Annotated in this window: 26 protein-coding genes; 9 read left to right on the forward strand and 17 right to left on the reverse strand. The window is 68.9% G+C overall.

What is annotated here, in order from left to right:
• Positions 1 to 59: 59 nt before the first annotated feature.
• Entirely contained in the window at positions 60 to 899 is an 840-nt protein-coding gene (locus tag DWB77_RS35665; RefSeq protein WP_120726715.1) for a carbohydrate-binding protein, read from the reverse strand.
• A 126-nt stretch (positions 900 to 1,025) separates the two neighbouring features.
• Entirely contained in the window at positions 1,026 to 1,961 is a 936-nt protein-coding gene (locus DWB77_RS35670; RefSeq protein WP_120726717.1) for a helix-turn-helix domain-containing protein, read from the reverse strand.
• A gap of 132 nt (positions 1,962 to 2,093) precedes the next feature.
• Here DWB77_RS35670 and DWB77_RS38090 point away from each other — a divergent pair, with 132 nt between their 5' ends.
• Entirely contained in the window at positions 2,094 to 2,888 is a 795-nt protein-coding gene (locus DWB77_RS38090; protein WP_162952686.1) for an RlpA-like double-psi beta-barrel domain-containing protein, read from the forward strand.
• Positions 2,889 to 3,005: 117 nt separating this feature from the next.
• Here the strand turns inward: DWB77_RS38090 and DWB77_RS35680 are convergent, their stop codons facing one another.
• Together DWB77_RS35680 and DWB77_RS35685 are read right to left on the reverse strand one after the other, a co-directional pair.
• Positions 3,006 to 3,887 (reverse strand): GNAT family N-acetyltransferase, encoded by an 882-nt coding sequence (locus tag DWB77_RS35680; RefSeq protein WP_120726721.1) that lies wholly within the window; start codon positions 3,885 to 3,887, stop codon positions 3,006 to 3,008.
• A 296-nt stretch (positions 3,888 to 4,183) separates the two neighbouring features.
• A complete protein-coding gene (locus DWB77_RS35685) occupies positions 4,184 to 4,525 on the reverse strand; it encodes a hypothetical protein (RefSeq protein WP_120726723.1) in 342 nt (113 codons plus the stop codon).
• Between the two features lie 466 nt (positions 4,526 to 4,991).
• Between DWB77_RS35685 and DWB77_RS35690 the strand changes: the two genes are divergently transcribed.
• The 3 genes from DWB77_RS35690 (at position 4,992) to DWB77_RS35700 (ending at position 10,164) form a co-directional block, all read left to right on the forward strand.
• Positions 4,992 to 6,578, forward strand: a complete 1,587-nt coding sequence (locus DWB77_RS35690) for a serine/threonine-protein kinase (protein WP_120726725.1) — start codon at positions 4,992 to 4,994, stop codon at positions 6,576 to 6,578.
• Between the two features lie 127 nt (positions 6,579 to 6,705).
• Positions 6,706 to 8,292, forward strand: coding sequence for an FMN-binding glutamate synthase family protein (locus DWB77_RS35695; RefSeq protein WP_120726727.1), 1,587 nt, complete (start codon positions 6,706 to 6,708; stop codon positions 8,290 to 8,292).
• Between the two features lie 144 nt (positions 8,293 to 8,436).
• Positions 8,437 to 10,164, forward strand: a complete 1,728-nt coding sequence (locus DWB77_RS35700) for a thiamine pyrophosphate-dependent enzyme (RefSeq protein WP_120726729.1) — start codon at positions 8,437 to 8,439, stop codon at positions 10,162 to 10,164.
• Between the two features lie 243 nt (positions 10,165 to 10,407).
• Here DWB77_RS35700 and DWB77_RS35705 read toward each other — a convergent pair whose 3' ends face one another.
• The 6 genes from DWB77_RS35705 to DWB77_RS35730 all read right to left on the reverse strand — a co-directional run bounded on the left by DWB77_RS35705 (position 10,408) and on the right by DWB77_RS35730 (position 14,929).
• A complete protein-coding gene (locus DWB77_RS35705) occupies positions 10,408 to 11,337 on the reverse strand; it encodes an aldo/keto reductase (protein ID WP_120726731.1) in 930 nt (309 codons plus the stop codon).
• 187 nt (positions 11,338 to 11,524) lie between these two features.
• Complete coding sequence (locus tag DWB77_RS35710; RefSeq protein ID WP_120726733.1) at positions 11,525 to 12,358, reverse strand: PIG-L family deacetylase; 834 nt, start codon at positions 12,356 to 12,358, stop codon at positions 11,525 to 11,527.
• Positions 12,359 to 12,612: 254 nt separating this feature from the next.
• Positions 12,613 to 12,825: a hypothetical protein gene (locus DWB77_RS35715; protein ID WP_120726735.1), complete on the reverse strand. Its 213-nt coding sequence runs from the start codon at positions 12,823 to 12,825 to the stop codon at positions 12,613 to 12,615.
• A gap of 177 nt (positions 12,826 to 13,002) precedes the next feature.
• A complete protein-coding gene (locus DWB77_RS35720) occupies positions 13,003 to 13,446 on the reverse strand; it encodes a flavodoxin family protein (protein ID WP_120726737.1) in 444 nt (147 codons plus the stop codon).
• Positions 13,447 to 13,560: 114 nt separating this feature from the next.
• The gene (locus DWB77_RS35725) at positions 13,561 to 14,274 is read right to left on the reverse strand and encodes a hypothetical protein (RefSeq protein WP_120726739.1); all 714 of its coding nucleotides are present in this window, start codon (positions 14,272 to 14,274) and stop codon (positions 13,561 to 13,563) included.
• Between the two features lie 259 nt (positions 14,275 to 14,533).
• Positions 14,534 to 14,929 (reverse strand): hypothetical protein, encoded by a 396-nt coding sequence (locus DWB77_RS35730; protein ID WP_120726741.1) that lies wholly within the window; start codon positions 14,927 to 14,929, stop codon positions 14,534 to 14,536.
• A gap of 196 nt (positions 14,930 to 15,125) precedes the next feature.
• Between DWB77_RS35730 and DWB77_RS35735 the strand changes: the two genes are divergently transcribed.
• Together DWB77_RS35735 and DWB77_RS38095 are read left to right on the forward strand one after the other, a co-directional pair.
• Positions 15,126 to 15,773, forward strand: coding sequence for a hypothetical protein (locus tag DWB77_RS35735; RefSeq protein WP_120726743.1), 648 nt, complete (start codon positions 15,126 to 15,128; stop codon positions 15,771 to 15,773).
• A 54-nt stretch (positions 15,774 to 15,827) separates the two neighbouring features.
• Complete coding sequence (locus DWB77_RS38095) at positions 15,828 to 16,142, forward strand: hypothetical protein (RefSeq protein ID WP_162952687.1); 315 nt, start codon at positions 15,828 to 15,830, stop codon at positions 16,140 to 16,142.
• Positions 16,143 to 16,194: 52 nt separating this feature from the next.
• On the opposite strand, the gene DWB77_RS35740 is transcribed toward DWB77_RS38095, so the two are convergent.
• The 5 genes from DWB77_RS35740 to DWB77_RS35760 form a co-directional block, all read right to left on the reverse strand.
• Entirely contained in the window at positions 16,195 to 17,415 is a 1,221-nt protein-coding gene (locus DWB77_RS35740; RefSeq protein WP_120726745.1) for a metallophosphoesterase, read from the reverse strand.
• A gap of 452 nt (positions 17,416 to 17,867) precedes the next feature.
• Positions 17,868 to 18,485, reverse strand: a complete 618-nt coding sequence (locus DWB77_RS35745) for a hypothetical protein (RefSeq protein WP_162952688.1) — start codon at positions 18,483 to 18,485, stop codon at positions 17,868 to 17,870.
• Positions 18,486 to 18,662: 177 nt separating this feature from the next.
• Positions 18,663 to 19,598, reverse strand: coding sequence for an ADP-ribosylglycohydrolase family protein (locus DWB77_RS35750; protein WP_120726749.1), 936 nt, complete (start codon positions 19,596 to 19,598; stop codon positions 18,663 to 18,665).
• A gap of 79 nt (positions 19,599 to 19,677) precedes the next feature.
• Entirely contained in the window at positions 19,678 to 20,640 is a 963-nt protein-coding gene (locus tag DWB77_RS35755) for a sensor histidine kinase (RefSeq protein ID WP_120726750.1), read from the reverse strand.
• Positions 20,637 to 21,443 (reverse strand): MEDS domain-containing protein, encoded by an 807-nt coding sequence (locus DWB77_RS35760; RefSeq protein ID WP_120726753.1) that lies wholly within the window; start codon positions 21,441 to 21,443, stop codon positions 20,637 to 20,639. The genes DWB77_RS35755 and DWB77_RS35760 overlap by 4 nt, the downstream gene beginning before the upstream one ends.
• 493 nt (positions 21,444 to 21,936) lie before the next feature.
• Between DWB77_RS35760 and DWB77_RS35765 the strand changes: the two genes are divergently transcribed.
• The gene (locus DWB77_RS35765; RefSeq protein ID WP_120726755.1) at positions 21,937 to 22,506 is read left to right on the forward strand and encodes a chloramphenicol phosphotransferase CPT family protein; all 570 of its coding nucleotides are present in this window, start codon (positions 21,937 to 21,939) and stop codon (positions 22,504 to 22,506) included.
• Positions 22,507 to 22,575: 69 nt separating this feature from the next.
• On the opposite strand, the gene DWB77_RS35770 is transcribed toward DWB77_RS35765, so the two are convergent.
• Both DWB77_RS35770 and DWB77_RS35775 read right to left on the reverse strand, forming a co-directional pair.
• Entirely contained in the window at positions 22,576 to 22,806 is a 231-nt protein-coding gene (locus DWB77_RS35770) for a hypothetical protein (protein ID WP_120726757.1), read from the reverse strand.
• Between the two features lie 317 nt (positions 22,807 to 23,123).
• A complete protein-coding gene (locus DWB77_RS35775) occupies positions 23,124 to 23,624 on the reverse strand; it encodes an SDR family NAD(P)-dependent oxidoreductase (RefSeq protein ID WP_246033755.1) in 501 nt (166 codons plus the stop codon).
• Between DWB77_RS35775 and DWB77_RS35780 the strand changes: the two genes are divergently transcribed.
• Both DWB77_RS35780 and DWB77_RS35785 read left to right on the forward strand, forming a co-directional pair.
• Positions 23,515 to 24,045 carry a MarR family winged helix-turn-helix transcriptional regulator gene (locus tag DWB77_RS35780; protein ID WP_428985175.1) on the forward strand — a complete coding sequence of 177 codons (531 nt, stop codon included), beginning with the start codon at positions 23,515 to 23,517 and terminating at the stop codon, positions 24,043 to 24,045. The genes DWB77_RS35775 and DWB77_RS35780 overlap by 110 nt on opposite strands.
• 100 nt (positions 24,046 to 24,145) lie before the next feature.
• Complete coding sequence (locus DWB77_RS35785) at positions 24,146 to 24,970, forward strand: NAD-dependent epimerase/dehydratase family protein (RefSeq protein ID WP_246033756.1); 825 nt, start codon at positions 24,146 to 24,148, stop codon at positions 24,968 to 24,970.
• The last annotated feature ends 113 nt before the right edge of the window (positions 24,971 to 25,083 follow it).

Genomic DNA, 25,083 nt, shown 5'->3' on the forward strand with positions numbered 1-25,083 from the left:
GAGCTGTGGGGTGGACGGGGGCGGGTGGTGCGAGCGAAGGGCGGGGGGCGCGGACTGCGTCAGGCGCGCTGCCAGAGTGCGGGGACGTTCGGGGGCTCCCACCCCGGGATGGCGGTGTGGGCCTGGAGGCAGCGGTAGGAGACACCGGCGTAGGTCACCACGTCGCCGGCGCGGTAGGCCGTTCCCGCAGCCCACGTGCCCGAGGGAGGTGTGGTCGGCGGGGTGGTCGGGCCCGCGGGGGCGTCCAGGACGAAGTCGTACGTGGCCTCGCGTGCCGGGCCGACCTGGCGGACGTTCATGAGCAGGCGGGCGTCGAAGATGGTGTCCGTGCTGTTGCGGGGCTCGCCCGGGAAGTACAGCTGGGTGGTGATGATTCGGCCGCCCGGGGCTTGCAGCTTGACGTGGATGTGGCGCGTGCGGCCCGGGTAGAGCCCGGGCACGATCGTGATCAGGCTGAACGCGCCCTGGCCGGTACTGAATTGGTGGCCACGGAACGAGTAACCGGTGTTGTCGTAGTCGCCGTTGTCGTCGGCCTGCCAGAAGTCGAGGAGCGCGCCGGAGATCGGTCGGCAGCTTCGGTTGAAGACGTACCCGCTGACCGTGAGACGCGTGCCCGGCGTGCTGGCGGTGATCAGCGAGCTGCGCAGGGGCGAGTTGGGTTTGAAGTAGGGGCCCTCGATCTGCTCGACGGTCGGCCCGTCCCCGTCGTGACACTGCGGAGTGGTCTCCAGAGGCGCGGCCGAGGTACCGCGATCACGGGCCAGGGCCACGCCGCCACGAAGGAGCAGGGGCGTCGCGCCCAGGGCTGCCGCGGCGCGCAGCACCGATTTGCGGCTGATGTGGCGGGACTTGGCGTCTTCGGCGGATGGTGTTTCGGTCGGCTCATCGGAAGCGGACATCGCTGACCTCCTGGAGGGCGGTGGAGACGTGTGTGCTCGACGAAGGGCTCGGTTCGCTGTGCCGCGGCAGGGCGGGCCGCCCGTGCTGTGACCGGCGAGGGGCTGCCTGAGGTGCCAGCAGTCAAGCTATGAGCCGTCCGGGTCGGCCGCGATGGACTCGATCCGGGGATCGTGGTGATTTCCTCCGGCACCGGCGCGGAACTCGCCGGGCGACATACCGGTCTCCCGCCGGAAGAACCGGCAGAAGTAGGCGGGGTCCCGGAATCCGACCGCGCTGCCGACCTGACGGACAGACAATTGCGTTGCCAGGAGCAGGCGTTTTGCCTCAAGGGTCCTCTGTAGGCGGATCAGGCCGCCTGGTGTCAGGCCCGTCGACTGCCGCACCAGGGCATTCAGATGGCCTGCGGACATGCCGAGCTGCTGCGCGTACGAGTCGACCGAGCGGCAGACGCCGCCGGGCAGCCGCAGGAGGCGGCCGAAGTCTGCCGCCACCTCGGTGGCGCGGCTGTGCGTCGCCGTCTCCTCGGCGGACGAACAGGTGCGCAGCGCCCGCACGATGAGGATGTGCAGACTCGCACGGAGCAGCTTCCGGTAGCCGGGCCGCAGGTCCCGGTGCTCCGCCGCCATGTCGGCCAGGAGCGCTTCGATGGGCTGGGACTGATCGCCTGGAGCGTGGCCGGGCACGGAGGACAGGGACCGGAGTGCGGCCACGTCCTGGGGCCGTGAGAGCAGGAAGTCCTCATTGAACAGCACGACGTGTCCCGTGAGCTGCTCGGCGTCCGCCCAATGGTGTATCTGGCCCGGCGCGATGACGCACAACTGCGGTGGATTCAGGGGACGTTGGATCGAGTCGAGGACGTGGGCGCCGTGGCCGCCGGTGACGTACACGATCTCGTAAAAGGTGTGACGGTGAGGGAAGTTGGCCCGCGAGAGCGCCCCGATGGTGTCGAAGGTGCCGATGGCGAAGGGGAGGAGGTGGGGGAGGGGGACTTCGAGACGGTGCAGCGGGATGTCGAGGCTCGGGGCGTGCCGTGACTCGTCCATCACGGCAGTCTGGGACATCGTCCGCGGGTAGGTCCAGACCAGTTGATGGGATTGAGCCCGCTCGCTCGGGGAGTACGCGGGGTATCCACTTCCTGGACGGAACCGGGCATTAGTCGGGCGTTAGCGGGCCCGGGCAGTCTCGAGCGAACCATGAGACAACGACGAATACTGACCGCCGCCTTTGCCTCCATACTGGCGACCGCCTCCGCCGCCGTGATCACCGTTTCCGCCTCGGCATCGGAAAGCACGGGCCTCGCCGCTCCGGCCGGGTGTTCACCGAAGCCCACGCTGAAACCTTCGAAGAAGCCGACTCCGAATCCGACGACGAAGGCTCCGAAGGAGCCGACACCCGCACCCACCACGAAGCCGCCGAAGGAGCCCACTCCGGACCCCACGACCAAGCCGCCGAAGCCGGGCCGTGCCGAGGAGGAGCCGCAGCCACAGGCGACCGTGGTCGGTGTGCCGGAGCCGCTGGCGACCGTGGCAGTCGAGCCCCAGGCGACGGTTGCGGGCGCGCCGGAACCGCAGGCCACTGTGGTGGTTGCGCCGCAGGCCACGGTGGCCGGCGTTCCGGAGCCCGAGGCGACCGTGGCGGTCGACGACGCCGTCGAGTCGATGGGTTGCCCCACCGGGGATCCGAAGAAGGGGTTCACCAACGCCCGCGCGACCTTCTACTCCACCGGGCTGGGCGCCTGCGGCAAGGTCAGCAATGACGAAGACTTCGTCGTCGCCCTCAACTCCGCTCAATTCGGTGCCGGCTACCCGGGCCCGCAGTGCGGAAAGCACATCAAGATCACGTACAAGGGGAAGTCGGCCACCGCCACCATCGTGGATGAGTGCCCCGCCTGTTCCTACGCGGGGCTCGACTTGTCGCCGGGTCTCTTCAGGCACTTCGCCAGCCAGGATGAGAGGGCCATCTACGTCGACTGGAAGTTCACCGGGTAGCCGCATCGTTTCCGACGCCCCCGCGTCTTGACGCCTGTCGCATCGGCGGGGGGAACGGCCGTGTGGCCGAAGCATGGGCGGGCCGGACGATGTGATGTCCGGCCCGTCCGTCCGCCGCTAGAGGTCGAGTTGGTACTGGAGTGTCGTGTGCGTCGGCACGTAGCCGAGGCTGTCGTTGATCTGCCTCATGGGCGTGTTGCTTTCGGCGATGTCGGTCAGGAGGCCGCCGAGGTCGGGATAGCGCCCATGAGCGTCTCGGATCGACTCGGCCTTCATCCATCGGCCGAGGCCGTGTCCACGGTGCTCGGGCAACACGCCGGTGCCGTAGTGCTGGCCATCGCCTCTGCCATCGCCGGGGACGACCAGTTCGGTGAACCCGGCGATCGAGTCGTCGGAGACGTCGACGGCAACGACGGTGTGCAGGTGGTCGCCGCGCTGTTCGACAGCCTTCGCCGCGGCCCGGACGCGATCCACGTCCCAGGCCACCGTTCCGTAGTCCGTGTCGTCCATGGGCATGTCGTCCATGGCGCGACGCGAGTCGGCGAACGTCTCGGCGAGGCCGTCGGGCACGGTTCCGTGCCACGACAGCAACCGGTATCCGGGATGCGGACGCTCGACGATACGGGCGAGGCTGGTGGTGTCCGCTTGGGCCAGCGGCAGGCGGGAGAACCTCAGGGTGAGGACCTTCCTGAAACCGCGGGCCGACAGGAAGTGATCACCCGGCGATCCGGCCTCGGCCTGCGCGATGACGCAGCGTCGGGCATCCGCCCGGGCGGCGGCCACGGCGGCGTCGACGAGTTGGGAACCGACGCACTTGCGGCGTTCCGCGGGATGGACACCGACGGTCAGCTCGGCCAGGTGCTCCTGTCCGGGACTGTTGAACAGGCGCAGAAAGGCGGTTCCGACGGGGATGGAATCGGCGTCGGACGCCAGCCATGCAAGACGCCGGCTGTTCGGGCCGTGAGCGGGGTCGGTCAGTGGGGTGATGCGAGGCGACAAGGTGTCTCCGTCGTGAGGAAGTGGCCAAGGACAGTACGCGGACTCAACTGCTGGGCACTCCTGCGCATGTGCTCCACACCTCCTCGTCGACAACACCGGTCCCGAGCCATATCGGACGGCTGGGAGAACGTAGCTGGCCCATCGGCCCCTCGGCAAAGGGTTAACGAAAACCGGTGCGGGGGTGCGGTCGCGGCCTCGCGTTGATGGCCGCGACCAACCCGGACGAGCGCCCCCTCCGCACTCGTCCCCTTCGGTAACAACGGCTTCCACATTGCCCACTCTTCGCCCGTGAGCGGCTAACTCAGTCGTGTGCAGTGTGTTCCGACGTATGTGTTTCCCTCTTCCGCCTTGAGTTGATGGGCAAGGGTGCTGGCCGGGTTGACGAAGAAGTACACCGGGGGATTGTTCAGACAGTGCCAGGTTTCGTGGTCGGCCTGATTTCGCAGGGTGACCGTGGTGGCCCTGTCGGAGGGAAGTTGGCGGTTGCACTGGATGCCGACCGTGCTGAACGAGCCGCCCTTACCGATCTGGCAGGTCACGTGCGATGTCGCGTTGGCCGGGGCCGCGGTGGCGGGGATGAGACCGGCCACGGGCAGGGTGGCCATGCCGATGGAAGCCAGTAGGCGGGCTGCCTTCATGGCTTACCCTCCTCCTTCTCTCTCGTGGACTCGCGGGAATGTCTATCTGTCGCGCACTCTGGCAGCAGGTGCCCGGCACGCGCCAATTGGATCAGCTCGCCGGGTGAGTTATCGGCCACGCAAAGATGACAGAGAAGGATTCCCGAAGGCTCGCGGAGGGCTGGTGACGAGGGAAATTCCCTCATCGTTCTCGCCGACTTTTCTTGAGGGGTTCGGCGTGATCTGCCGTCGGTATACGACAAGCAAAGGGGAGAGGGCGGCGCGGATATACCGAGGTGTCAGGGGAGTGGGCCACCAAACACCTTCAGGGCGCCCGAGGTGGTCGGGCCGGGATCGACCCGCTCGGCTCGGACGATCTGGCCCGGTGCCGCCGGCAGCCGGCACGCGGCCCCTGACCGCTACTTGGGCCCGCACAACCCGCTGAAGGCGGGCAGGCCAAGGACTCGATTCCACCCTCGTACGCGCCGTGCCCGACGTAGCCTGCTGGACGGTGCTCAGCCACCGTACGTACACCAGCGATCGGGGGGATCTGTTGTCCGTACTGCCGCCGCCCCGGGGCGTTCCGCCCACCGCGGCCACCCCGGGCCTGGTCCTGGCCGCCGGCCGCTACCAGCTCACCTCACCCTTGGGCTCCGGTGGATTCGGCCGGGTCTGGCTCGCCCGCGATCACCAGCTGAACGTCAACGTCGCCATCAAGGAGGTGTACGTCCCACCGGGCAGCACTTCCGAGGAGACCGCCGAACGCGTGGAGCGCGCGGCCTGGGAGGCCCGTCACGCCGCCCAGTTGCGAGACCATCCCAACGTAGTCGCCGTGCACGACGTGGTTGTCGAGCGTGGTGTGCCGTGGACGGTCATGCAGTACGTCGCGGGGCGTTCCCTGGCCGAGGAGATCCGCCAAAGCGGCCCCGTTGACGAGGAGTTGGGTGAGCGGGTGGCGCTCGCGATGGTGGCGGCTCTGGCTGCCTGCCACCGGGCCGACATCATGCACCGGGACGTCAAGCCCGCCAACATCATGCTCGCCGAGGACGGCACGGTGATGCTCACCGACTTCGGCATCGCCAAGCAGGCCGGCCAGTCCCCGATGACCGGGCAGGACCTCGTCATCGGCTCCCTGGAGTACATAGCCCCCGAGCGGGCCCGCGGTAAGCCGGCCACCCCGGCCTCCGACTTCTTCTCGCTCGGGGTGACGCTCTACCACGCGACCGAGGGCGTCTCCCCGTTCGACCGGGGCTCCGGAATGGCCAGCCTCTCGGCGGTCCTGCTGGACGAACTCCCCGCACCGGCGCGAGCGAGCAGACGGTTGGCCCGCGTCATCAAGGGGTTCACGGTCAAGGACCCTGAGCAGCGCATGACCGCCGACCAGGCGGCGAACGTCCTGCGGGCGAGCGAGGAAACCACGGCGCCGAAACAGAAGAGGGCGCCGAAACAGAAGACGGCGCCGAAGCAGAAGACGGCGCCGACGATCAAGGAGCTGATGGCCGCCAAGGCGGCAAAAGACCCCGCTCGCGGACCCGTCAAGGCGGCAGGGGCCCCTGCTCGCGGGCCCGCCAAGGCCGCAGGAACCGACGCTCCCGGGCCCGCCAAACCCGCAGGCGTCCCCGCGCCCAGGCCCATCAAAGCCGTGAAGGCGGCCGGACCCGCGGCCCCCGGGGCCGGCAGCACGAAGAGCAACAGCGACAGCGCCGTCGGGTTCTTGGTGCTGGTCGTCCTGGTTGCCCTGTTCTTTCATCAACCGATCTGGAACTACGTCCACGACCACCTCCTCGATACCACCCCCTACACGATGAAGAACATCAAGCAGGGCCAGTGCTTCGCGCTCACCAGCTCGAACTCGAACTGGTCTCCCGCCGAGTGCGACGAAAAGCAGGCCCCGGGGACGGAGCTGTGGCAGGTCCTCAGGCGCTTCGACGACCCTGCCGCCACCTGTTCCCCGGTCTCGGTGCCCGGATGGCCCACCAAGTCCGTGATCGGCACCTACCCGGGTGACGAGTCCCACCGGCAGTTCACGCCGAAGGACAGCTCGTACATCCTGTGCGCCCAAAGGCACCTGTAGGGACCTTTGGCGGGTGGTGCCGGGGAAGGCGATCGCGCCTGCGAGGACGGTGGCCCGGCCTGGGCTGTGGTCCATCAGGAGCCGTTGGGCGTACATGAATGGCCCGATCCCGGATACGCGGTCACTCATGGTGCGTTTTGGGGCCGTAGCCCTGCTCATTGTGTGTGCCGCCGCGGCCATGGTCTCGGCGGTTGTCGTCTCGCCCTGGTGGTGGTTCGCGGGCTTCCTCATAGGTGTCCTCGCGCTGGTCGGCTGCTACGACCTGCTGCAACGGCGCCACTCGGTGTTGCGCAACTACCCGGTGCTCGGGCACGCCCGTTTCCTCCTGGAGGCGATCCGCCCCGAACTCCAGCAGTACTTCGTGGAGCGCAATTACGACGGCCGCCCCTACGACCGCGACACCCGCAGCATCGTCTACGAGCGGGCCAAGGGCGTGGACGCGGAGGAGCCCTTCGGCAGCGAGCGCGACATGTACAGCCGCGGCTACGAGTTCCTGGTGCCGTCGATGCATCCGGTCGACATGCCGAAGCACCCGCCGCGCGTGCGCGTCGGCGGTCCGGACTGCACCCGCCCGTACGACATGGCGCTGCTCAACGTCTCCGCGATGAGCTTCGGCTCCCTCTCCGGCAACGCGGTCCTCGCCCTCAACACGGGGGCGGCACGCGGAGGCTTCGCCCATGACACCGGCGAGGGCGGTCTGTCCGAGTACCACCTGAAGCCCGGCGGCGACATCATCTGGGAGATCGGCACCGGATACTTCGGCTGCCGCACCAAGGACGGCGACTTCGACCCGGACAAGTTCCGCGAGAAGGCGGCCCATCCGGCCGTCAAGTGCGTATCCCTCAAGCTTTCCCAGGGTGCCAAACCCGGCATCGGCGGCGTGCTGCCCGGTAGCAAGGTCAACAGCGAGATCGCTCAGGTCCGTGGCGTCCCGGAAGGTGAGACGGTCATCTCGCCGCCGTACCATCGAGCCTTCGGCACTCCACGCGAGCTGGTGCGGTTCCTGGCCCGGATGCGGGAGCTCGCCGACGGCAAACCGGTCGGCTTCAAGCTGTGTCCCGGCTCCCGCGTGCAGTTCCTCGCCGTGTGCAAGGCGATGCTCGCCGAGGACATCACCCCGGACTTCATCATCGTCGACGGCGCCGAAGGCGGCACCGGCGCCGCCCCGCTGGAGTTCGCCGACCACCTGGGCATGCCGCTCACCGAAGGGCTGATCACCGTCCACAACGCGCTGGTCGGCGCCGGGCTGCGCGACCGCATCCGGGTCGGCGCCAGCGGCAAGGTCGCCACGGGCGCGGACATCGTCAAGCGCCTCGCCATGGGCGCCGACTGGACGAACGCGGCCCGCGCCATGATGTTCGCCGTCGGCTGCATCCAGGCCCAGCGCTGTCACACCAACCGCTGCCCCACCGGCGTCACCACCCAGGACCCGCGCCGGGCCCGTGCCCTCGACGTCGTCGACAAGTCCGAACGGGTCCGCCGCTACCAGGAGGCGACCGTCTCCAGCGCCTTGCAGATCATGGCCGCGATGGGGGCCTCCGGCCCCGGTGATCTCGGCCCGCACCTGGTGCGCCGCCGCGCCACCGACGCCGACGACTTCCGCTCGTACGCGGAGCTCTACGAATGGCTGAAGCCCGGCGAGCTGATCGTGGACCCGCCCACGGGGTGGGCCGCCGACTGGAAGGCAGCCGACCCGGACAGCTTCACCGGCTGAACACCCCGGGCGTCCTGCCCACCCTCAGTCCGGTGGAGCGTTCGCGTCGGACTCACGGGTCATGTGAACCCGACACCAGCATCCCCGAAAGACGCCGCAGGCCGGATCCCGCAAGCCGGCGGCCCACAGAAAGGTCACGCACTCATGTCTCGTACCGTCGCCCGCCTCTTCACCGACGCGCTGGAGGAACTCGGCGTGCGGCACGTCTTCGGTGTCGTCGGTGATGCGCTCAACCCGTTCACCGACGCCATCCGGACCTCCAAGAACCTCACCTGGGTCGGCTGCCGCCACGAAGAGGCAGCCGCGTTCGCCGCCGGAGCACAGTCGCAGCTCACCGACACGCTCGGCGTGTGCATGGGCACCGTGGGACCCGGCGCCGTGCACCTGCTCAACGGCCTGTACGACGCGGCCAAGAGCGGCACGCCCGTGCTCGCCATCGCCGGGCAGGTCCCCCTCTCCGAGGTCGGCACCGACTACTTCCAGGAAGTCGACAACGACCTGCTCTTCAAGGACGTCGCCGTCTTCCGCGCCACCGTCACCTCGCCCGAACAGCTGCCGGCTCTCCTGGAGGTCGCCGTGCGCACCGCCATCGGGCGCCGGGGCGTCGCCGTCCTCACCGTTCCCGGCGACATCGGCGACCAGAAACTGCCGGCCGACCGCCCGGTGCGGCTCTCCGTCGCCCGCTCCGAGAACCGGCCCGACGACCCCGCCCTCGACGAGGCCGCCCGCCTCATCGACGACGGCGGGAACGTCACCCTGCTCGTCGGCCGCGGGGCCCGCACCTCCCGCGACGACGTCCTCGCCCTCGCCGACCGGCTCGCCGCGCCCATGGTGGTCACCCTCAAAGCCAAGGAAGGCTTCGAGGACGACAACCCCTTCCAGGTCGGCCAGACCGGCCTGATCGGCAACCCGGCCGCCGCCCACGCCATGGACCACGCCGACACCCTGGTCCTGCTGGGCACCGACTTCCCCTACCGCGAGTGGTATCCCGAGGGCAAGAAGGTCGTCCAGGTCGACCGCGTCGCCGAACACATCGGACGGCGCGTACCCGTCGACGTGGCGCTCGCCGCCGACGTCGGCCCCACCGTGCGCGGGCTCCTGGAGCGCGTCGCCGCCCGCGAGGACCGGAAGCACCTCGACGCCGCGCGCGAGAAGTTCGCCGACTGGCAGGACGGACAGCGTCGCCTCGCCGCCCCCGGCCACGACAAGGGCCTGATCGGCAAGGTCCGTTCGGCCTTCGACAACCGGGACCATCTCGTACGCCCCGAGGCGCTCGCCGCCGCGGTGGACGCCGCGGCCGACGACAACGCCATTTTCACCTCCGACACCGGGATGGCCACGGTCTGGCTCTCCCGCTTCGTCGAGATGCGCGGCAGCCGCCGACTCATCGGCTCCTACAACCTCGGTTCCATGGCCAACGCGATGCCGCAGGCCATCGGCGCCCAGCTCCTCGACCGCGACCGGCAAACTGTCGCGTTCTGCGGCGACGGCGGCCTGTCGATGCTGCTCGGCGACCTCATGACCATCCACACCGAACGACTGCCCATCAAGCTCGTCGTCTTCGACAACCAGCGCCTGGGCATGGTGAAGCTCGAACAGGAACAGGCGGGGCTCCCTGAGTTCGGCACCGTCCTGGACAACCCGGACTTCGCCGCGGTCGCCGAGGCACTCGGCATCAAGGGCATCCGAGTGGAGCGCGCCGAGGACCTGGCCGAGGCGGTCCAGCGCGCCTTCGCCGAGCCCGGACCCGTCCTCCTCGACGTGCTGACCAACCCCGACGAAATCGCCGTACCCGCCAAGCCCACCGTCCAGCAGGGGTGGGGCTTCGCCATCGCCAAGGTCCGCGAGAACCTGCACAGCACGGGAAGCTGACTACCGCGAGGGGACGAAGCAGCGGGGGTACGGACCGTACGGACCGGTTCGGCGGGTGCCGGGCCGGTCTCATGGACCGGGCGGGCAGACCGCCCCGCCCGGCCCCGGCGCCCTCAGGCTCGGGCGGCACTGGGAAGGCCCGGGGAGCCGTCAATGGCAATCGCTCCACCGTCTCGCGGCCAACCGAGTGTGCAACTGAGGGCAGCCGTTACGCGCCCGAGTTCCCCGCTTCCGACAATCCGCTCAGGGAATGACGTGGCCGGCCGCGCTGAAGAGGCGGTACCACTCCTCGCGGGTGAGCGGGATCTCTGAGCCGGCTGCGGACTCGGCCACCCGGCCCGGGTTGGTGGTACCGAGTACCACCTGCATGTTCGCCGGATGGCGGGTGATCCATGCGACGGCGATACCCGTCGGGGTCACCCCGTACTTCGTCGCCAGTTCGTCCAGGGCCGAGTTGAGCTCCGGGTAGTGCTCGGTGTCGCCGATGAAGACCCCGTCGAAGAATCCCTTCTGGAACGGTGACCATGCTTGCAGCGTGATGCCGTGCAACCGCGCGTAGTCGAGCAGCCCGTTGTCGCGGTCGAGCGACTGGTCGAGTCCGCCCATGTTCGCCGCGATCCCCGAGGCGATCAACGGGCAGTGCGTGATGCTCAGTTGCACCTGATTGGCCACCAGCGGCTGCTGAACCGCTGTCTTGAGCAGGCTGATCTGTCCGGGGGTGTGGTTGGAGACCCCGAAGTTCACCACCTTCCCGGCCGCGTGCAACTCGTCGAAGGCCGCCGCCACCTCCGCGGGTTCGACGAGGGTGTCGGGACGGTGCAGCAGGAGTACGTCGAGATAGTCGGTGCGCAGGGCCGCCAGGGACTCCTCGACGGTACGCACGATGTGCTCCCGGGAGAAGTCGAAGAAGCCCGGCCGGATGCCGACCTTGCTCTGGATGACGATCGACTCGCGGTCTGCGGCGGAGAGTTTGACGGCCTCTCCGAAGCGCTCCTCACACGCGTGGCGCGACGGCCCGTAGATGTCGGCGTGATCGAAAACGTTGATCCCGGCGTCCCGTGCGCTGCCGTACAGGGTGCGGATGGCCTCGTCTTCGAGTTCGGCGATGCGCATCAGTCCCAGGACGACGTTGGAAGCCCGCAGTTCGGTCTGAGGGAAGGCGATGGTCTTCATGGCATCCATCCTGTCCGATCGCCTCCGCCTCTGCCTCCGTCTTTGCCTCCGCGCCCCACCCTCGGCCCGCAGATGTCTGCCCCGGGTGACTCCTTACCGGCGCGCGGCCCGCCGCCGGGCGGCTCGGATGCGGGCCGCCGGGCGGCGGGCCGCGCGCGACGCTGCCAGGCCTAAAAGGGCCGGGGGGTCAGCGCAGACCGGCGAACAGGTCGTTCTCGGGCAGGGCCGCTCCGGTGCTGTCCTGGACGCGTACGAAGGTCTCGACGCCCATCAGTTCCGTGAACCTTTCCTGGCCCATCCTCAGGAAGAAGATGTTCTCCCCCTGACTCGCGTGCGCTGCCAGCGCGTCGAATTTCTGGGCGCCGAACGCCGAGATGTCCACCCATGTGGTGATCTCCTCGTCCGGGAGCCCGATCTTCGCCATCGCGGCGGCCTCGGCGGGATCCGGCTCCGGAGCGCTCGGATCGAACTCGCGCATGACTTCGCCGAACCGCTGCATCATCGCGCGGGGAGCCGTCGTCCAGTACACCTTCGGCGTCCGGGCGGTCAGAGCGAGCGCCGCCATGGTGATGCGGTTGGCTTGGATGTGGTCCGGGTGGCCATAGAACCCGTTCTCATCATAGGTGACGACCACATCCGGTTCGTAATGCCGTATGAGCTCCGCGAGACGGGCCGCGCCCTCCTCCACCGGTGTCTGCCAGAACGATCCGGGGGCGTCATTGGTGGGCCAGCCCATCATTCCGGAATCGGCGTAGTCCAGCATCTCCAGATGACTGATCTTCAGGATGGCGCAGCTCGCCTCGAGTTCCTCACGCCGCATCGCCGCGATGGCAGCCGGATCATGCCCGGGCTCTCCCGGTTTGGCTCCTCCGGGCCCGTCTCCGCACCCGCCGTCGGTACAGGTCACCAGGACCGTACGCATGCCTTCTGCCGCGTAACGGGCGAGAATTCCTCCCGTGCTGGTGGCCTCGTCATCGGGGTGGGCGTGCACTGCCATCAGGGTCAAGGGCCGAGCGTTCACGAAATGTTCTCCTGTGCGAAGAGGGAGCTCCAACTGGAACCGGCCGGACGGGCGCCGCCGGAGCGGGACCAGTCCTGCCGACCCATTGTTACCTCACGCGTCGCTACAGGTACGCCGTGACACAGCGGCCCTCAGGTCCTGGACGCCCCGCCTCCTCGCTGCCGATGGCAGTAACTCCTTTTGGCCGTACGGGTGTTGGCAGCTGATGTCGGCCAGGATGAAATCCGGTACCGGGACGCCCGGCCCACCCGTGACTACGCGGGGTGCGGGCGTTCGTGGCGATCGGCGGGTTCGGCGCACTGCTGGCCGAAGAGCTCGGTGGTGCAGGGGCCGCCGTCGCCCGTGTAGACGTGGTGGCGGATGGGGTCGAGCGGAATGCTGACCTGTCCGCCCATGGGGGCCGGTGTGGGTTGTGCGAGTTGCGCCTCGAGCCGGGTGATCCGGGACATCAGGTCATCGCTGGTCACGGGGCTTCTCCCTCGGTAGCGGGTGGTTACGCCGCTCCTACCCGTTCCGTCGGGAGGCGGTCCCCTGGAGGTCGCCTGATTTTTGGAGGCACGGTCCCAGGCGTGTAGGTGTCCAGGCGTTTAGGCGCTCGGGTGGCCGGCCGGCCCGGATGGGGCGGGACGGGACGGGGCGGGGCGTCAGACGGTGCGCTTCAGTCCCGTCGCGAACGACCGGGCCGCCGCGAGATCACTGTCGTCCGGGCGCCCCTTGCGGATTCCACCCACCGGCTTGAACGGCGCCCAGGTGTCGAAACCACGGCAGGAGAACGTGTCGGTCACCTCGAAGCCCTTGCCCTGCAACAGTCGCACCATCGGGCCGAGACGAGGCGCGGGCAGACCGCTCGTCGCGAACACGAACGCACGCCCCTGCTGCCGGGGGAGTGCGGAGACGAACTCACGAAGCTGCTGGTGGAACCTGTGCAAGAAGATTCCCGAACCGAAGCCGATGAGGCCATAGCCCTCCATGCCGTCGACCTCTTCCGGTGCCACGACGGGCGCCTCCAACACCTCGCCCATCGCCTCGGCGACCTTGCGCGTGTTCCCGTGCGAAACCGACGTGCAGATGATCAGAGCCCTACCCATCACGTACTCCCTCCGCTGCTGTCTCGCCTGTCACATCCGAACACACGGTGATCGTCGGCGGGGGACGATTCCGCGAGGTCGTGCAGCAACAGCGGCTGTTGCCGGGCGGCGACGTCAGCCCTTCACGTTGGGGCTCAGCTGGTGGCACAGCTTCACGAAAAGGTCCAGATTGGGGATGACGTATGCATGCGCGGAGCCCGGGACCGTCGACCTCCTCTGACGGCCGTTGAACATGAAGGAGCCGAGAGTGAACCCGATCTCGATGATCTCCGTCCAGGCGGCCGAGTACTTCTTGTCCGAGACGCCGTGCTGATCGACCGTGTAAGGGCCGAAAGTGATCCGCTCACCGCGCTGGATGCGCGCGAGTGTCTTGCCCAACTGCGCACGGGTGACGCACGTTTGAATGTGGTCGCCCCACATGTGGGGGTAGAGGAACCCGGGACCGTTCACCCATGAGGTGATACCGAGAGCCGTCTTGTCGGCCTTGAACACGGGGGCTCTGCCGAAGCCTATGTTCAGGGCGCTCCCCGCCGGATCGATCAGAACGGAACATGCCTCCGCGTTGACACCGTTGATGGTGCGGCGGTATTGCAGCACGCGCACGGTTTCCCAGTCGTACGCGGACAGGTAGCCCTCCGGCATCGTCACCACCAAGCCGCCCGTGAAGAAGTAGAGCCTCGCGTCCTGCGACTTCCTCCATCTCCAGCCCTGATTCGTGGCCAAGGTGTCGACCCAGTCGCCCAGGCCGCACTGGGCGGCGAGTGCGGCAGCGTCCGCGGTCGGCCGTTCGGAACGGATGTGCGCGATGGCGTCCTGGTCCTGGCTCATGGAGATCCCCCTGGGTGAAGGTGCGTGTGTCCGAAGATGGGTAGGCCGGCTTGTCACCTGCCGAGGGTGGGTGCGGTCCCGGGGCGGCCACGGCCGGCCTCCGCGCGCGTGGCTCGTCCACGAGGGGGCTGTCCCGGTGCGAGTCGCTTGTGCCGGCCTGTGCCCCTGCTGGGGGAGTGGTCCGGCGAGGCCGGGACCGGCTCGTGGTGGACAGCGCTGGTGTCCGCGTTCGGTCAGGAGAGACCGGTTAGGACTTCGGTCAGGAGAGACCGGCGGCGTCCTGGCGGATCCGAGCCGCCTGGTGCGTCTGTCCTGCCGCGTCGAGGAGTGCACCCTGCCGCAGCAAAGCATCCCTGCGTTCTGCGCGGAACCGTCCGGGCCAGGTCTCGGCAAGGACGCGCCAGGCCTCGGCGGCCTCACCGGCGCGGGCGAGCGCCTCCGGCCCCCTGCCCTGCGCAGCCAGCTCGTCGCGACTGCGGTCCAACTCCCGTGCCTGGCGCAGTACTTCCTGCGCCGGGCCCCCGGTTCGCGCCGCCGCGGCGGCCTCCTCGCGGGCGGCCCTCCGCCTGCGCGCGTTCGCGCTGAGGTACCCGACCAGAGCGATCAGCGCGCCGGCGATGGCGGCGGAGACCAGCTTGTGCAAAAGATCATTCACGGACGCACCCGTCTGCTCGCTGGGGACGCGTGCCCGCAGACACGTGCAAGGGACGTGGCAGGCGCACGATGAGCCGTTCGGCTTCTTGTCCGTCCCACTGTTGCGGCAGGCGTTGAAATAGCGATGAAACAGCGAGGCGCGAACGGGTCGGGGTGCCGGAGGCGGGATAGGGAGGCGTGTGCGGTATGCAGGCGGGGTGGATATGGAACGGCTGACTTTTGACGGTTGGATCGCCGCTGTGGGAACGGGTTCGGGCACGCGTGTCGTGGTGGGCCACTGGCCGCGTTCCCCATTCGGCTCGTTCAGCGACGTGATGCTGGAGCGGCCCGACGGCTGGCGGGTGCTCCTGGCCCCGACCGTCGAGACGGCCGCATATGTCTCCGCCGTCTACCACTTCGATGAGGTCCGGTGTGTTGCGGTGAGCGTGGACGTGAGCGACGGGGTGTGGGACGTCGCGGCGGGCCCCCTGGAGTTGCGATTCGCCGTCGGGCGCCGGGGCCCTCTGGGTCTTGCCCTGCGGGCGGTTCCGCGACCGCTGGCCAGAAGGCCGCTCTGGGCGGCCATGGCGGACGTACCCGCCCGTCTGATGGCCGGGGTCCGGACGCGGGGGAGTTCTCGTCCGGGATGTCGTCAGTGGTACGCGGCCGTCGACCTGCGGCCGATCGTGACTGCCCAAGCTCGGCTCGACGGCAACGACCTCGGCCCGCTGGCCCCCGTCTCCCCACCCGTGCGTTTCGGCTTCGGTTCGGCCCCTTCCGCGCCGTCCCTCGTCCGCGTGGTCTCCACCGTCGAGTCCCCGCCTCTGCGCGACCCGGGCCCGGACCGGGACCGGGACCGGCGGTGACCCCGACTCGGCGGCCCGTATCCGTATAGTGGGCGCCGCCGAAGGGGGAGTGGCATGGGACAGATCTTGCAGCGACGTCCGGTTCTGGGAAGGCTCGCGATCGCGGCCTGCTGCCTGGCGCTGCTTGCTGGGGCCAGTTGGTGTCTGAATGAGATCGCCAGTGCCGATTTCCCTCAGCGGCCCGTGTGGGACCTCGGAGATGCGGGGCCTTGGGTGGCCTCCTTTGCACGCGCTGTCAGCACCGGGTCCTGGATGGCGGCGCATGCCTGCCTGGTGATCATCGGTCTTGGCCTGGTGCTGGGCTGGCTGGGGCGGGTCGTCACGACGGTCCGCCGCAGTGCCGGGCGACGAAGCGGTTCGGTGTCCTGACGGGGGGACCCGGTCGAGTCGGGGCGTGCGCGATGGCTGGGCCGACCCCGCGTTACGGCGCAGGTTGCCGCTGCGGGGAGCGGAGCACGAGCAGGGTGATCTCGCTCGGGGCGAAGATGCGGAACGGCGGGCCCCAGAAGCCGGTGCCGCGGCTCGTGTAAAGCAGGGTGCGGTCGCCGTGGCGGCTGAGGCCCGCGAGCGCGGGCTGGTCGATGCGGACCAGGTGGTGGAAGGGCCAGATCTGGCCGCCGTGGGTGTGTCCGGAGAGCTGGAGGTCGACGCCGCGGGCCGCCGCCCGGTCGACGAACTTGGGCTGGTGCGCCAGAAGCAGGACGGGGTGGCTGGAGTCGGCGCCTTGCAGCGCCGCCGCCAGGTGCGCGCGGTGCCCGGCGAGACCGGACGCCTCGGCGGTGACGTCGTCCACGCCGGCGACCACCAGAGTGTCACCGCCGCGTTCGAGCAGAAGGTGACGGTTGCGCAGCGCCTCCCAGCCCAGCTCGCCCATCAGATCGACCCAGCCTTGGGCCTCGCTGTAGTACTCGTGGTTGCCGGTGACGTAGACCCGGGCCCCAGTGGCCTCGATGGTGCCGAGCGGGGCGGCCTGGGCGCGACGGCGTTCGGCCGTACCGTCCGCGATGTCGCCGGTGTGGCAGACCAGGTCGGCTCGCAGGGAGTTGACCGTCTCGCAGACCCGCGCGGACCAGCGGGCGCGGTCGAGCGGACCGTAGTGGGTGTCAGTGATGAGGACGACGCGCGTGCCGTCCAACTCGGCTCCCAGGCGCGGGAGTTGTACGTCGAGTCGGCGCACTCGGGGTATGCGGCGGGCCTCTGCGTACCCCCAGGCGAGCAGCACCGCAGCTGTGCCGAGGATCGCCCAAGTCACGATCCGGGCCCGGCTCCGACCGTCACCGGCGTCGGCCACGGTCAGGGCGAGGCGCAGCAGGACACCCAGCAGGACGGACCAGGTGAACAGCACCCAACTCGCCCCGAGGAGGGTGTCCCCGACGATCGCCGCCCAGTCCTGCCGCCGCGGGCCGTGGCCGCGCGCCATCGCGAGCGGCATGGTGATCAGACCGAGCGCGAACAGGAGGGTGCCGCCCAGGGCCACGGGAAGCGGCCAGCGCTGGCCGGTGTACAGCAGCACCCAACAGGGCACGGTCCAGAGCAGGATGGGGGCGACCAAGGGGAGGTAGCGCATCAGGCGGCGCACCAGGTTCTGCCCGGTCGCATGCGCCGCTCCGTCCCCGGATCGGGCTTCGCTGGTGGCGGTCACGCTTCCCCTTCTCTAACAAGCTGACTGACGTCGCGCGCACTGTAACCGTTCGTCCCGGGGGACGTCCTGGCGGCCTGCTTCGCCGTCGACGGATGCCTGGCGTGCGCGGGACGCCCCCTCCACAACCGGCAGGTGGGTGCGAGGCCGCCCGAACGAGGAGGCTTGGCTTGTTCGCGCTGACGTCCGGGTCACAATGTGACGGGCCATCATGTGACGGGACACTGTGGTGTCCGGGCCGTCCTCCGCGATCCGGCTCAGCGGCCGGGGTCCTGCGGGATCGGTCAAGTCCCATAGTCCGGGCGCGTGTTGAGCCCCACGATACCGACACCGACACCGACGAGAGTCGTGCACGGGGGTCGGGACCCGGGGCGGAACGGCTGGCGGCCACCCGGGCGAGGTATCGGTGTCCCGGGTCGGCATTCAGCCGGCCAGGTGTGCGGCGTGCGGAAGCCTCAGGGTGCCGAGGCGTTCGGGGTCGGCACGGTAGGGGCAATAGGGGCACTCGGCCGCCGGGCGAGCAGCACGCTGGCGATGATGATCCACAGCCCCGACACCAGGAAGGCAAAGAAACTCACCCACGGAATGAACATCAGGACACCGAGCACGATTCCGGCCCAGCCCATCCAGCGTGGCAAGGGAATTCCGGTGCGCGCCGCGTCCAGACCCGCCGCGAGCAGCATGATGCCGATTCCGCCGACGAAGGGGATGAAGAGGTCATTGGCGACGGCATTCATCGCCTGGAAGGCCGCACCGGCGACTTGCGGTTTGTCGCTCACGTCGACCAGCGCGAGCGTCACGCCCGACGCGATCCAGAAGCCCCCGGTCGACAATATGGCCCCGGCGAAGGCGACTTGGGGCAGCCAGCCGTGCCGGTCGGCTTCAGCGAGGTGATGTCGCAGAGTGCCGGCGAAGAAAATCAGAAAGACACCTGCCACGAACAGCAAGTAGAGCGAAATCGTCTGCTGTGTGTCGTGCTCGTGGAAGAACATTCTGATCTGCTGTCCGGAATCACCGACACCCGGCGTATCTCCCCCCACACCGAATGCGACGGCGATCAGAACAACGGCCACGAAGCCACTCAAGGGTCCGAGACGCATCGGAAACCTCCGATCCGGGCATTCGGATGCTTTTCCAGCGTTTCACGCAATTCGACGGCCGGCAACTCGCCGCCGCTGCCGGGAGAAGTGCGTGAGCCGGGGCTGCTTTTCGGGTGACACAGACGGGGACCGCCCTGGGTACCCGTCCCGTCAGCGGCCCGCTCCGAGACGGTGGGCAAGGTCGAGCAGATCCGCCAGGTGCAGGACCCGTCCGTCGAAACCGGGGAGGGGGACGTGGAGCGGCCGGGTCCAGTGGGCGGGGATCGCGTCCAGCCCGTAGTACGCCCCCGCGAGGCCACCGGTCACCGCGGCGACGGTGTCCGTGTCGCCGCCTAGGTCGATCGCCGCGCGTATCGCGTCTTCGTAACCGGTGGTGGTGCGTAGGGCCCAGACGGCCGAGCCCAGGCAGGGCCAGACCGCACCGTTGAACTCGGTCGCTTGGTCGGGGTGCCAGTCGGGGGCAAGGACGGTGGCGTATCGGGCGCGGTGCTCGGGGTGGACCAGCGTCAGGATGTCCGGGAGCGCGGCGAGGGGGTCGGCGTCCTCGAACGTGACGCGGATGAGTTCGTGGAAGATCGCGGTGCCTTCCCAGGCGGCCCGGTCGCCATGGGTGAGCGCCGCGATGCGGCGGGCCGCCTCCATGGTGGCTTCCTGTCCGGCGGCCGCGAAATGGACCGCGGAGGTCGAAGCCCGCATCAACGATCCGTTTCCCGCTGCTCGTTGGTTGCCCTGGAAGTGGACCGCGGCAGCGCGGTCCCAGGGCATGCCGTTGGTCAGGACGTCTTCGGTCTGGAGGCCGATGTCCTTCGGTTCGGACGTCGCCCACCGCTGGAAACGGGCGAAGACATCCGGCAGGTCCAGTCCGCCCCGCTCCAGCAGTGACTCCGCGACCAGGACGGCCATCTGCGTGTCGTCGGTTGCCTCGCCGGGCTCCCAGCCCCCGCCTCCGCGCATCTCGCCCCCGGCACCCGGCACGGGGAAGCGCGCTGAGAAGGCGCCCTGGGGGCCGAACTCGAAGGGGCCGCCAAGTGCGTCGCCCACCGCCGATCCGACGATCGCGCCAGCGGCTCGCTGGGTCCTGTTCATTCGCGCAGGCTATCCGAGCCGGTCTGACGACCGTGCGCCCCTATCGGCCCTTTGCGATGTCCCCCCCTCGATCGTCCTTTCATCGAGGGATGTCCATATGGAGGCGCACGGTGGTGCCCTGATCGGGCGTGGACCGGATCTCGACGAGATCGCACAGCTGGTGGGCGAGCCAGAGGCCGCGGCCTCCGATCTGATCGGCGGCGGGGCGGACGCGGCCGACCATCGTGTCGGAGATGAATCCCGAGTCCCGGAACTCGCACAGGAACGTCGCGTCCTGTGCCCAGGTGCGCAAAGTTCCCTGACCTCCACCGTGCCGGATGCTGTTCGTGGCGATCTCCGTGACGGCCACCGCCAGCTTGGGCAACTGATCTTCGCGCACACCCGCGTCGGAAGCACACTGGGACACCTTCGACCGCACCGCGGACAGGTCACCGCTCGTGTAGACCAGTTCCTGGTACGGATCGCACGCGTCGGGCAGGGCGTCGAAGGCGTAGTCGTCGGCGCCGAGATATCCGTCGTTGGGTAGTGACTGCCCGTCCTGGTGGATCAGCGGATGGCAACGCGCAACGGACCGCAGCGCGGCCGGGTCCTCGTCGCCAGCGTCGTAGGGGCACAGCATCGACCATGCCGGGCTGCTGGCGAAGGCGCGATTGAGCAGCCATTCGTTGTAGCGCAGCTCGGAGAGGTGTGCCGCGTTGCGCGCCTGGCGCCAAGCGGTTTCGCCGATGCCGCGGACCGGTCGCCCCTCCTCGCCGTGTTGGCTCATCCAGGCCGTCCAGGCCGCGATGTGCCGCCCGGGATTGGCGCCGGCGGTCGATGTCTCGACGAATCTGACGGCCGGTTCGTCGGGGAGTTCATCGCGTAGGAGCGATGCCTTGTCGGAAGGGACGGCGATGATGATCGCCTCACCCGCTGTGAGCGCCTCGCGGATGAAGCCGAGGGTGCCCGCCAGGAACTGTGCGTCCCCTCGATACGGGTACAGCGCGTGCTGGAAGGTGGATTCCTGACCGGTGGACGTCTTGGACGTCGCGGAGATGCTCATGCGCCCATCACCACCGAGCGGTCGGCTGCTTCGTAGCCGGCGAGTTCCCAGCACAGGCGCACGGTTTCGTTGGCGCCCTCCACGAGGATGCGGCGGGCCGGCATGCTTCGGGCCGCATCGACGAGGGCGTGCATCCCGGCGGCGTCGATCATGTCCAGGGTGTCGAACCGCAGCGTGATCGTGGGGGCCTGCGCGATCGCCGCGCGTAGCGCCGCGTTGAATGCCGACGCGCCTTCCGAGTCGATCACGCCGTCCACGCTCCATCTGTCGGCGCCCGTGCTGAACATCCGGAAGGCCGGGCGCTCAGCGCGTGTGCCCACTTCGTGAGGGTGCACACATGCCATATGTTCCAGCGTAGGCTCGTTCCACTGCGACGGCCTGTAGGCGCAGACCACGATCGCGCCGCTCTCGGACGCGAACTGGTCGAGCTTGAGCTCCTGCTCCAGCAGGTCTTCCACCCTGTCGGCGGCCACCGTGGGCGCTCGCTCGGTGAGGACCCGTACGGAACGGAACCCTTCGCGTACCGCGGTACGCGCTTCACGGCGCACCGCAGCCAGGACCGCGGAGGTGTTCGCGGCCTGCGAGAAGTCGAGGACGACCCAGGTCGGCGGCATGGCGGGCCGGGGAGCGTCGGGGGCCTCGCCGACGCCACCGATGACGACGATCTTGTCTCCGTACAGGGCGCCGTCGGCCACGAAACCGCGCGCTCCCCCCAGGAGCGCCGCGTCAGGGTCCATACGCCAACAGACGTGATCCCCGAGCTCGACCTCGTCCAGCGTTGCCAACGCCCGCGCCGCCCTCACCCGACTCCCTTCGAACCGCCCCCCGACCGCTCGGCGGAGTACGCACAGAGTGCTGAGCCTAGCCGAGAGTCGACCGAGGGCCGCTTTCGTGGTGCGGGCGGTATCGGGCGGTTATCGGGGCGGATGGGGGCGGTCGGAGCGGTCGGCCAGGGTGGCGGCGGGACGGTGCTGTCGCCGTACGGCCGACGGGGGCTGGGCGCTGCTGTCGCGCAGGCGTACGGCGGGGCTGGGCGGTGCTGTCGCGCAGCCATACGCCAGGGCTGGGCGGTGCTGTCGCGCAGCTGTACGGCGGGGCGAGGCGGCGATGTCGCCCAGCCTTGCGCCGACGTCCCCAGCACGCTCAGCCTTGCGTCGCCATCCCCAGCACGCTCAGCCCTAGGCCAGCATCCCCAGCACATCTCAAGCCCAGGAGAACCACAACACGTACCGAGACCGTCCGACCGTCCATTCCACGGGCATCGCCGCCCCGGCAGCACCGTGTCACCATGCTGCGATGACACCTGGCCGGATCATCTTCCTCAACGGCACATCCAGCTCAGGAAAGTCGAGCATCGCGCGGGAGCTTCTGGACGTCCTGGACGAGGGCGTCTTCTTCCACCTGGCAGTCGACGCCTTCAACGCGATGCGCAGCAAGCGGGAGCTCGGGGCCGCGGAGCTCGACGCCGCGCTGAGGCGTACCCGGATGGGTTTTCACCGTGCGATCGCCGCCATGTCCGAGGTGGGCAAAGATGTCGTCGTCGATCATGTGCTGAGTGAGCCGTGGCGGCTGTTCGACTGCTTGACGGTGCTGCGGCCCGAGGACGTGCTGTTCGTCGGAATCCACTGTCTTCCGGACGAACTGGCCCGCCGCGAACTCGCCCGGGGCGACCGGCCGCCGGGCCTCGCGGCGCAGCAGTACGAACTGGTGCACAGCCATGGTGACTACGATCTGGAGTGCGACACCAGCACGCTGAGCGCGCGCGAATGCGCCCTGCGGATCAAGGAGTTCCTCCCGCACCGCCCCCGTCCTACGGCCTTCACCCGTCTCAGTAGGCGCTATCTGACGGACGGCGAGTCCGCGTAGCCGATGGCGCAGAGTTCTCGGGCCGGGGCCATCGTTGGCGGGTGGCCGCTGGGGATGGACTGGGGCGCGTCAGATCCCGATCTTGCCGATGCTGTCGCCGCTATCACCGCTGTCGCCCCTGGCAGCACTTTCAGCCCTGTCAGGGTTGTCGGAGACCGACGCCGAGTTCTGGGTGATGGCGATGGCGTTGGGCTGGTTCACCATGTCCTGGGTGATGGGCGCGCCCGCGCCGGCGGACCTGATCGAGTCGGCCAGGCTGGTGGCCAGGTCGAGAACGCGGCCCTGGGTGTCAGCAGTCATGGGGTGCTCCTTCAGGCGTCGGCCCTGGGCGGGCCGACTGGGTTGTACTGCCCTTCCCGGGTGCGGGGCGGACACCGCGCGAAGTCGGCAGGTCCACCCGACCGGAGTCTTCGGTACGTAACCGAGGGACGGCACGGTCCACGGTCGCCTCCTCGCCGGGCGAAGTTCCACGTAGCGGATCCGCCTCACGGCCTCCGTCCGATCACAAGGACTGTGGTAGGAGCACGCGGTCGGACGAAGACCGCCTGACTGACCGCCAGTTTCCGTCCCGGCTAACCGAGTTGGGGAGTGTCGTTTCGAGGAGGGGCCGACTGGCACTACCGCGTCGTGTAGGCACCACCGTTCACGTGGATGGTTTGGCCGGTGATGTGACGGGCTCCTTGGGAGGCGAGGAAGTAGGCCGTCTGAGCGATGTCGTCAACCGTGCCCGGTCGCTTGTTGTGCGTCTCCTCCACAAGCGCGCGACGGCGTTCGTCGCTCAGCTGACCGTGGAAGAAGTTGGTGTCGGCGACGTAGCCCGCGGAGATGACGTTGCAGGTGACGTCCTTCGGGGCGAGCTCCGCCGACAGCGAAGCGTTCCACGCACCCACAGCGGCTTTGGCCGCTCCGTAGGATCCGCCTCGGCGCTCGGCGCCGATCGAGCCGATGCTGATGATGGAGCTGCCACGCGTGAGCTTGTCCTGTACGGAGGCCGTGGTCAGCACCGCGGTGAGCAGGTTCTGCGCCAGGTTGGCGTGCCACTGGGCGAGCAGGGCGGCCAGGGCTGATCCTTCATCAGAGGTTGCTTGGGACAAGCCGCCGGCGGCGTTGACCCCCATCTGGCAACTGGCCAAGCTCTTCGCCGACGACCGCAACCGGGTGCTACGAGAGGCCGGCATCGACGCCGCCACCCTCGACCTGCTGTCCGTCCTCCGCCGCTCCGGGCCGCCCTACGTCCTCAGTACCCGAGAGATCGCAGAGCGGACGCTGGTGACCGCGGGGGCGATCTCCCAGCGCCTCACCCGCGCCGAACGCGACGGCCTGGTCCAGCGAGCGCCCGGGGCCACCGGTCGCAGAACCGTCCAGGTGAAGCTCACGGCCGAGGGCCACGCCCTTATCGAACGATCCGTCGACGCGGTACTCGGCCGCGAGGCCACCCTCGTCAGCGGTGTGTCGCCGCACGAACGCACCACGCTCATGGAGTTGCTGGACAAACTGATGACCTACGTGCGCCGACGCACGGCCAGCGAAAGTCTCTGAATCGTCCGCCGCACGCGAAGGCGACCTCAAGGAACAGGAAGGAGCTCAGCCTGGACGTCCGCGATGGCTGAATTGCGCGGGCCGTTTGCTTGATCGGTGGATGTACAACGTCGAGGATGCGGAAGAGGAGATCGGCTGGGGAGGCGTAGTGCGGCTGGGAACGGTGGCGGTGACGGGCGCGGCGGGGAACATCGGGTCCGTCGTACGCGAGGCACTTCGGGATGAAGCGACGCGCGTGATTCTTCTTGACCGGGTGCCGCTGCGGCCGGAGGCCGACAACGAGGACGCGCACACCGTCGATCTGCGCGACGCGGCCGCCGTGGAATCGGCACTCGCAGGTGCCGATCAGGTACTCCATCTGGGAGGTGTGCCAGACGAAGCCCCTCTCGCGGATCTTCTCGACGCCAATGTGCTCGGCACCCACCACGTCCTGGAGGCGGCACGGCGAACGGGCATCGAGCGGGTGGTGCTGGCCAGCAGCAACCGCGTGACCGGCTTCTACCCCGTCGGGCACGTCACGAGGCCGCAGGAGCCCCTACGGCCCGACGGCCTGTATGGGGTGAGCAAGGCGGCCGTCGAGGCTCTCGGGCAGCTCTACGCCGACAAGTTCGGCCTGTCCGTCATCTGCCTGCGCATCGGCAGCTTCGAACCCCAGCCGACCGAGCCCCGGCATCTGGCGACGTGGCTCAGCCCGCGCGACGCCATCGGCTACATTCGAGCTGCGCTCACCGCTCCGCCGTCCACACGCTTCACCACCGTGTACGCCGTATCCGCCAACACACGCCGTTTCTGGGGAACTTCCAGATCCAGCGGTACTCGACTACACGCCCGTCGACAACGCGGAACCCCACGCCCTCGACATTCCCGGAGCCGACTTGCCGGCCGACCCGGCGGCACCCCAGGCCGGCCCTTATGCCCTGCCTGAGTTCACCCTCCCGCACCTCCGGTTCTGATCGCCCTTCCACGAGCGACACCCTCGACGCAGCCGGACCGCGGTGACCCATCGGTCAACTCCCTAGCCCATGCCCGGTAGTTCTG

This window comes from Streptomyces hundungensis (assembly GCF_003627815.1).
GTDB classification, from domain to species: domain Bacteria; phylum Actinomycetota; class Actinomycetes; order Streptomycetales; family Streptomycetaceae; genus Streptomyces; species Streptomyces hundungensis_A.

What these genes read in the sequence shown, in the direction of transcription:
- DWB77_RS35785 (WP_246033756.1), top strand. Translation starts at nt 24,146, where the DNA reads ATGTACAACGTCGAGGATGCGGAAGAGGAGATCGGCTGGGGAGGCGTA.
- DWB77_RS35770 (WP_120726757.1), bottom strand. Translation starts at nt 22,806, where the DNA reads ATGACTGCTGACACCCAGGGCCGCGTTCTCGACCTGGCCACCAGCCTG.
- DWB77_RS35665 (WP_120726715.1), bottom strand. Translation starts at nt 899, where the DNA reads ATGTCCGCTTCCGATGAGCCGACCGAAACACCATCCGCCGAAGACGCC.
- DWB77_RS35755 (WP_120726750.1), bottom strand. Translation starts at nt 20,640, where the DNA reads ATGAGCATCTCCGCGACGTCCAAGACGTCCACCGGTCAGGAATCCACC.
- DWB77_RS35720 (WP_120726737.1), bottom strand. Translation starts at nt 13,446, where the DNA reads ATGGGTAGGGCTCTGATCATCTGCACGTCGGTTTCGCACGGGAACACG.
- DWB77_RS35670 (WP_120726717.1), bottom strand. Translation starts at nt 1,961, where the DNA reads ATGTCCCAGACTGCCGTGATGGACGAGTCACGGCACGCCCCGAGCCTC.
- DWB77_RS35700 (WP_120726729.1), top strand. Translation starts at nt 8,437, where the DNA reads ATGTCTCGTACCGTCGCCCGCCTCTTCACCGACGCGCTGGAGGAACTC.
- DWB77_RS38090 (WP_162952686.1), top strand. Translation starts at nt 2,094, where the DNA reads ATGAGACAACGACGAATACTGACCGCCGCCTTTGCCTCCATACTGGCG.
- DWB77_RS35725 (WP_120726739.1), bottom strand. Translation starts at nt 14,274, where the DNA reads ATGAGCCAGGACCAGGACGCCATCGCGCACATCCGTTCCGAACGGCCG.
- DWB77_RS35685 (WP_120726723.1), bottom strand. Translation starts at nt 4,525, where the DNA reads ATGAAGGCAGCCCGCCTACTGGCTTCCATCGGCATGGCCACCCTGCCC.
- DWB77_RS35765 (WP_120726755.1), top strand. Translation starts at nt 21,937, where the DNA reads ATGACACCTGGCCGGATCATCTTCCTCAACGGCACATCCAGCTCAGGA.
- DWB77_RS35775 (WP_246033755.1), bottom strand. Translation starts at nt 23,624, where the DNA reads ATGGGGGTCAACGCCGCCGGCGGCTTGTCCCAAGCAACCTCTGATGAA.
- DWB77_RS35695 (WP_120726727.1), top strand. Translation starts at nt 6,706, where the DNA reads ATGGTGCGTTTTGGGGCCGTAGCCCTGCTCATTGTGTGTGCCGCCGCG.
- DWB77_RS35705 (WP_120726731.1), bottom strand. Translation starts at nt 11,337, where the DNA reads ATGAAGACCATCGCCTTCCCTCAGACCGAACTGCGGGCTTCCAACGTC.
- DWB77_RS38095 (WP_162952687.1), top strand. Translation starts at nt 15,828, where the DNA reads ATGGGACAGATCTTGCAGCGACGTCCGGTTCTGGGAAGGCTCGCGATC.
- DWB77_RS35750 (WP_120726749.1), bottom strand. Translation starts at nt 19,598, where the DNA reads ATGAACAGGACCCAGCGAGCCGCTGGCGCGATCGTCGGATCGGCGGTG.